Annotated in this window: 5 protein-coding genes and 1 tRNA gene; 2 read left to right on the top strand and 4 right to left on the bottom strand. The window is 45.0% G+C overall.

All coding sequences use genetic code 11. The features are described from left to right. Positions 1 to 21 precede the first annotated feature (21 nt). Positions 22 to 1098 carry a DUF475 domain-containing protein gene (locus B0180_RS03940; protein WP_078255741.1) on the bottom strand — a complete coding sequence of 359 codons (1077 nt, stop codon included), beginning with the start codon at positions 1096 to 1098 and terminating at the stop codon, positions 22 to 24. A 301-nt stretch (positions 1099 to 1399) separates the two neighbouring features. Between B0180_RS03940 and B0180_RS03935 the strand changes: the two genes are divergently transcribed. Further along, a tRNA-Leu gene (locus B0180_RS03935) sits at positions 1400 to 1484 on the top strand. Between the two features lie 76 nt (positions 1485 to 1560). Here B0180_RS03935 and B0180_RS03930 read toward each other — a convergent pair. From B0180_RS03930 to glnE, 3 genes are all read right to left on the bottom strand, one after another. Beyond that, complete coding sequence (locus B0180_RS03930; RefSeq protein WP_233424915.1) at positions 1561 to 1743, bottom strand: oxidoreductase-like domain-containing protein; 183 nt, start codon at positions 1741 to 1743, stop codon at positions 1561 to 1563. Between the two features lie 127 nt (positions 1744 to 1870). Further along, the gene (locus B0180_RS03925) at positions 1871 to 2803 is read right to left on the bottom strand and encodes a branched-chain amino acid transaminase (RefSeq protein ID WP_078255740.1); all 933 of its coding nucleotides are present in this window, start codon (positions 2801 to 2803) and stop codon (positions 1871 to 1873) included. Between the two features lie 162 nt (positions 2804 to 2965). Further along, complete coding sequence (gene glnE / locus B0180_RS03920; RefSeq protein ID WP_078255739.1) at positions 2966 to 5779, bottom strand: bifunctional [glutamate--ammonia ligase]-adenylyl-L-tyrosine phosphorylase/[glutamate--ammonia-ligase] adenylyltransferase; 2814 nt, start codon at positions 5777 to 5779, stop codon at positions 2966 to 2968. A 116-nt stretch (positions 5780 to 5895) separates the two neighbouring features. On the opposite strand from glnE, the gene tusD reads away from it, so the two are divergent. Beyond that, positions 5896 to 6273 (top strand): sulfurtransferase complex subunit TusD, encoded by a 378-nt coding sequence (tusD, locus tag B0180_RS03915; RefSeq protein ID WP_078255771.1) that lies wholly within the window; start codon positions 5896 to 5898, stop codon positions 6271 to 6273. Positions 6274 to 6278 lie beyond the last annotated feature (5 nt).

The raw sequence follows: 6278 nt of genomic DNA, 5'->3' as shown, positions 1-6278 counted from the left end.
CAGATTTTGGCTGCTTTTTTATTAATCATTGGCGTGTCTTTTGTTATATTGAATCGAATTAAATACTGACAACACAATGAATGCAACGCCAATCAAGCCTGTGACAATCTCAGGCACATGGAAGCGTGTCGATAGCAGCATAATAATGGCGAGCGCGCCAATGGCATAATGTGCGCCGTGCTCCAAATAAATAAAGTCATTCAAAGTCCCTTTATCTACCAAATAAATCGTCATAGAGCGTACAAACATCGCACCGATCGCCAAACCAATCATAATTACAATCACATCATTAGTAATCGCAAAAGCACCGATCACACCATCAAAACTAAAAGATGCGTCCAACACTTCAAGATATAAAAAGCCTGCAATGCCGCCCTTTAAAATCGTGGGTGACACGCCAGCGGTATTGACGATCTCATTACCTTTTGAGTCATACACCACTTCCTCGGCGTCGCTGTCGCCTTCTAGGAGCGCTGATAGCACACTGACGCCCAAATAGACCAAAATCCCCCAAATGCCTGCGACCATGACGACGCCTTGTTTTGCTTCTTCTACCCAGCTCATAGAGATCATCAAGACAACGAGCGCAACAAACACACTCATGGCATCCACTTTGCTAAACTTGACCAAGCGAGACTCTAGCCACTTAAACCAATGCACATCCTTATCACCGAAGATGAATTTTAGGAACACCAGTAATAAAAACATCCCCCCAAACGCTGAGATCTCCGCATGATGCGCATTGAGATGCTCGGCATATTGGACTGGATTATTCAGCGCCAGATGAATCACCTCGCCCATACCCAAATTGGCGGTCACTGCGACGATAACAATTGGGAACACCAAACGCATCCCAAAAACAGCGATCAAAATACCGACGGTCAAAAAAATCTTTTTCCAAAAATCATTCCAACCCTTTAAAATAGAAGCGTTCACCACCGCATTATCAAATGATAAAGAAATCTCCATGATCGCCAAAATTGCTGTAATCCCCAGCACCAAAAACATCCCAGAGATACCGCCACGGCTATATCCCCACCATGCCGCGATCACAAAACAGACAAAAGTAAAAATGATATCAAATAAAAAATGTCGCATAGCTGCCTTATGTCATATTAAAAATTACTGTCAAAAAAATCGCCCAGAGAGCACGACCACCGAGCGACAGGATTTGCCATTGACTTAAGAATGATTATACCGCTAAAATCTATACCAATCAATCAACGAATACATGAGGACCCTGACGATCACCGCCAATGAGATGATGGCGATATTTCAAAATAAATCATAACACTATGTCAGCTTCTTTAAAAAATAAAAAATTTGCACAAAATACTTGTCAAATCATAAAAATCCGCTATAATAGCACGCACAAAAGCAGTGATGCTTCACCAGATTTGGGGACGTGGCGGAATTGGTAGACGCACTGGATTTAGGTTCCAGCGCCGCGAGGTGTGAGAGTTCGAGTCTCTCCGTCCCCACCATTTTTAAAAAAAACCTTGCCGATTGGCAGGGTTTTTATTGGATTAATCCACACAATGAAATAAAAAAAACAGCCAATCATTCAGCTGTTTTTTGGTCTAAAAATTCTTTTAAGCGTTTTTGCTGCGCATCATATGCTATCTTATCGCGCTGATAAATCTCATAAACACAGCAGTCTCCACACTCACTGCCGCAGCATTCCCAATCTTCAGGATAGTCAGGCTTGGGTAATAGCACTTCATTAAAGTCACTTTGAGTCATCATCAACCTGTTTATATGTTAAAATTTAATTAAAGTTAAAAAGCGCTTAAGTTGCCCAAAGCGCCTTTTGACTTTTAAGAAGTCTGTCATCAAGATCATGTCAAGATATTGATATCATTGACAAAGATTATTCATCAACATAGCTTAGCCAGTGCTTATACTTATCATTGCGCCCTTGAACGACATCAAAATATAAAGTTTGCAGCTGCTCGGTCATCGGACCACGACCCCCATTGCCAATCACACGGTCATCATATTCGCGGATTGGCGTCACTTCAGCCGCTGTACCAGTCATAAAGATCTCATCCGCCAAATAAAATTCATCGCGAGTAATGCGACGCTCAATGACCTTGATGCCCAAATCGTGAGCGAACTCAATGATGGTACGGCGAGTGATGCCGTCAAGCGCACCACCTGCCAGATCTGGGGTGTGTAGCTCTCCATTTTTAACCAAAAATAGGTTCTCGCCCGACCCTTGACAGACAAAGCCTTGAGGGTCCATCAAAATGGCTTCATCATAGCCGTTACGGGTCACTTCTTGGTTGGCTAGGATTGACACAGGATAGTTGCTGGCAGCTTTTGCCTTACACATGGTAACATTGGGATGGTGGTGGGTATAGCTAGAGGTCTTGACGCGGATGCCATTTTTGATGCCATCTTCACCCAAATATGCTCCCCAATGCCATGCAGCAACCGCCGCATGAATGGTATTATCTTTGGCGGCAATACCTAGCTTTTCAGAACCCACCCAAATCAGTGGGCGAATGTATGCCGATGCCAAATTATTCAGGCGCACAACATCTTTTTGGGCTTGGATAAACTCATCAAAACCATAAGTACAATCCAATTGAAAGATTTTGGCGGAGTTTAGCAGGCGCTCTGTGTGCTCTTGTAAGCGGAAAATGGCTGTACGCCCATCTGGCGTCTGATACGCACGCACCCCTTCAAACACCGCCAAGCCATAATGCAAACTGTGGGTCAGCACATGCACCTTGGCATCTGGCTGCTCTACCAATGCGCCATCTAGCCACATTTTGCCTTCTTGGGTTGCCATGCTCATAAATTACTCCATATCGGTTGTTAAAAATTATTACAATTTAATATTTCAAGCGATTATAGCAGATGCCATAAAAATAATAAAATGATTTTCTTAGCCAAATTGATTGCTTTTTATTATGTCAAAACACACTTTTGATCATAAATTTGTGGAATTTTAATATGTTCAGCCGAGCACATCCTCCCAGACCTCTCGCACAAATTGACGCAGCTCATGCCACTCTTGATCACCGACGACATTTTTTTGTTCAGATAAGGCAAGTTCGTGGGTTTTTTTGCGCAAATCCAAATAAGCCTGGGTCAGCTTTTGGCAGCGATCGGCAGTCCAAATGCCTGTTTGTTCCAATTCCTCAAAAATGCGTACATTATCTGGCCAAATTGCCAAATTTGGGTGCTCGTGCGCATGAGCAAGCACCATAAATTGAGCCAAAAATTCAATGTCTATCAAGCCACCAAAATCTTGTTTGAGATTAAATTGCTCGGCTTCTCCATGCTCACGCCTCGTCGTCTTTGTGCCCAAATGATTTTGCATTTTTTGACGCATTTCAATGACATCTTGGCGCACTTGTGTCGCTTGCCTTGGCGTGGTCAGGACTTGCTTACGAATACGGTCAAACTCTTTTAGCACTGACACATCACCTGTCAGACCCCGCGCCCGAACCAAAGCTTGATGCTCCCAAGCCCAAGCCTTGTCCGTTTGATACAGCTCAAAAGCATGGGTAGAAATTACCGGCACGCCAGCATTGCCCGAGGGGCGCAAGCGCGTATCAATCTCATAGGCGCGCCCATCACGGGTTTGGGTTGCCAGATAATTCATCAGTTTTTGGATCAAGCGAGAAGCAAATTTCATGCCACTGATCGGCTTATCGCCATCAGTTTCGCTTTTTTCGTCGATGCGGTGCAAAAACACCAAATCCAGATCCGACGCATAACCCATTTCAAGACCGCCCAATTTGCCATAACCAGTGATCGCAAAGCCGCAATCGGCGATGTGCGCACGCTCACCGTTATTTAATAAAGGAAACCCGTGCTTGACGGACAGCTCATGTAACGCTCGATACAGCGCTGATTCAAGCACCACTTCAGCGATATAGGTCAAACTGTCGGATACTTTCATCGTATGGCGCAAACCCAGCACATCTGCGGTCGCCACTGCCAGAACTTGAGTTTTTTTGAATAGTCGTATGGTGGTCAAATAGCCTTCGTCATCAAAGGGCTCCACTCTAAGCAGGCTTTGTCTGAGAATATCGGTAAGCTCAGTTTTATCAGGCAAATGTAGATAACGCTTTTGAAGGAATGTATCAAGCAGCACTGGATAATGCGCAAGCTCTCGGGCGATCCATGGGCTTGCCGATAAAGTCGGGATCAAGCGCACCGTTGCATCTGGATTTTCGCTCAGCATCACCAGATAAATTGACCTACGACAAATGGCTTCTAGGAGCGCAATCAATCTGGGCAAGGCGATTTTTGCTGACTCTGCACCATCTTTTTCGGCGTGCGTCAATAAAGCATGCAAGATGATGGGATAGGCTTGATTGAGCCTGTCTTTTGCGACATCATCAAGCCCCATCACCAGCCGAGAGTTCATAAATTCATCAAGCGCTGCCGCTGAATCATCGCCCAATATCTCATCCAATGACGACTGAATCTGAATAATGTCTAAGCTTTCTTGCTTAGGAGACTGCCTGTCTGTCACCATGCGCCCAAAGGGTCTGCTGACATTATGGCGATGCGCATCCAGCACTGAGCGAAATGACTTAACCGACTCATAGCCCAAGGTCTGTGCGATGGCAAGCATCTCATCGGGATTGCTTGGCAGGCATTGGGTTTGTTGATCGTGGCGCGCTTGGATGGCATGCTCTAATCGGCGCAAGAATCGATACGCCGCCGCCAGTTGTTTGCTTTCATCTTTATCAATATAATCAAGCTCGGTTAATACCGCCAAACAATCCAGGCATGCAGGATTCTCAGCGATGCGAACATGATGCCCGCCATAGATCAAGGCAAATGCTTGAACAATAAATTCAATGTCACGGATACCGCCCACCCCAAGCTTGACATTATCCAAATCCTGCCTTTGGGTTTGCTGATTGATGATCATGGCTTTCATTTCGCGCAGCGCGCTAAACGCACTATAATCAATATAATAACGGTGTACAAAGTTTCTTGATAATTGGCTAAGCTGTTGCGCAAATTCATCACTGATGTCATTCACCACGCGCGCCTTTAGCCAAGCAAAACGCTCCCAAGTGCGCCCATGCTGACTAAAATACTTATCCAATGCCGCCATGTGCATCACCAGTGGTGAGCCATCGCCCCAAGGACGCAGGCGCATATCCACCCGAAAGACAAAGCCATGTTCGGTATTTTCATCCAAAAGCTTAATCACGCCGCGTCCAAGATCGCGCATGAATTTATGATTATCAATGATTTTTTTGCCGTCTGTTTCGCCATTATCAATATGCACAAAAATCAAATCAATATCACTGGACAAGTTCAGCTCTTGGGCGCCCAATTTACCCATGGCGATGATAGCAAGCTCATCTTTGAGCGTTTTGTTTTTTTGGCGAATGATGGGCTCGCCATAGCGTTTGGTCAGCTTGTGATACACAAAATCCTTAGAAAACCCAATACAACTATCAGCAAAATCTGACAGCTCACGCGTCAAATCTTCCAAAGAAATCACCGACAGCGCATCTTGCCAAATCCACTTTAGCATCAGCATTTGGCGCAGCTTACGAAGCCCTGACATGACCATTTCTTCATTGGTAAAATCAAGGTAATTGGTCGTGCCAAGCCCAACAAAACGGCGGACCAATGCGTCAAAATCTAACCTTGACAAACTTCGCCCAAACCCATATTCTCCCAAAAATACTTGGGCGTCTTCGGTGTGTTTTTGATAAATTTGAGATGCAAATGGGCTTGCCAATGATAAGTAGTCAAGCTGAGTTTGATTGGGCACAAAATACAAAGAAGCCATGCAGTCGCCTTAAAATCCATGTATCAATAAAAAATGACTTGGGCTTATTTTACACCAATTTTTGGGCTATAATAAACGATTATCATGATTTGTTGATCCAAAAGCTGCTTTCATTTATGACTTTACTACTTGTCACTTCATCGCCGCACAGCCATGCAGGCAAGCTTGCGGTTGAATACGCCGCCAAGCAATTACACTTAGGCAATCCAATCTCGGTGTTTTTTTATGGTGATGGGGCTTATACCGCCAATCGACTGATGTGGCAGACCGCTGATGTACCAAGTGTTGCTAAGCAGTGGCAAGTATTGGCAAACGATCATGGCATCGCCCTGCCCGTTTGTGTCAGCACCGCTTTGGCTCGGGGTGTGTGCGATGCCCAAAATGCCGCTCGACATGGACTGACAGGGGATAATTTGCTGTCGCCGTTTTATTTGGTTGGGCTGTCTGAGCTTGCCATGATGATTGATGATGCCTCATCAGTGATGCAGTTTTAAGGATG

Source organism: Moraxella canis (assembly GCF_002014965.1).
GTDB lineage: Bacteria > Pseudomonadota > Gammaproteobacteria > Pseudomonadales > Moraxellaceae > Moraxella > Moraxella canis.
The sequence above is the reverse complement of the archived record's forward strand: the minus strand, read 5'-3'. Positions and strand labels throughout refer to the sequence as shown.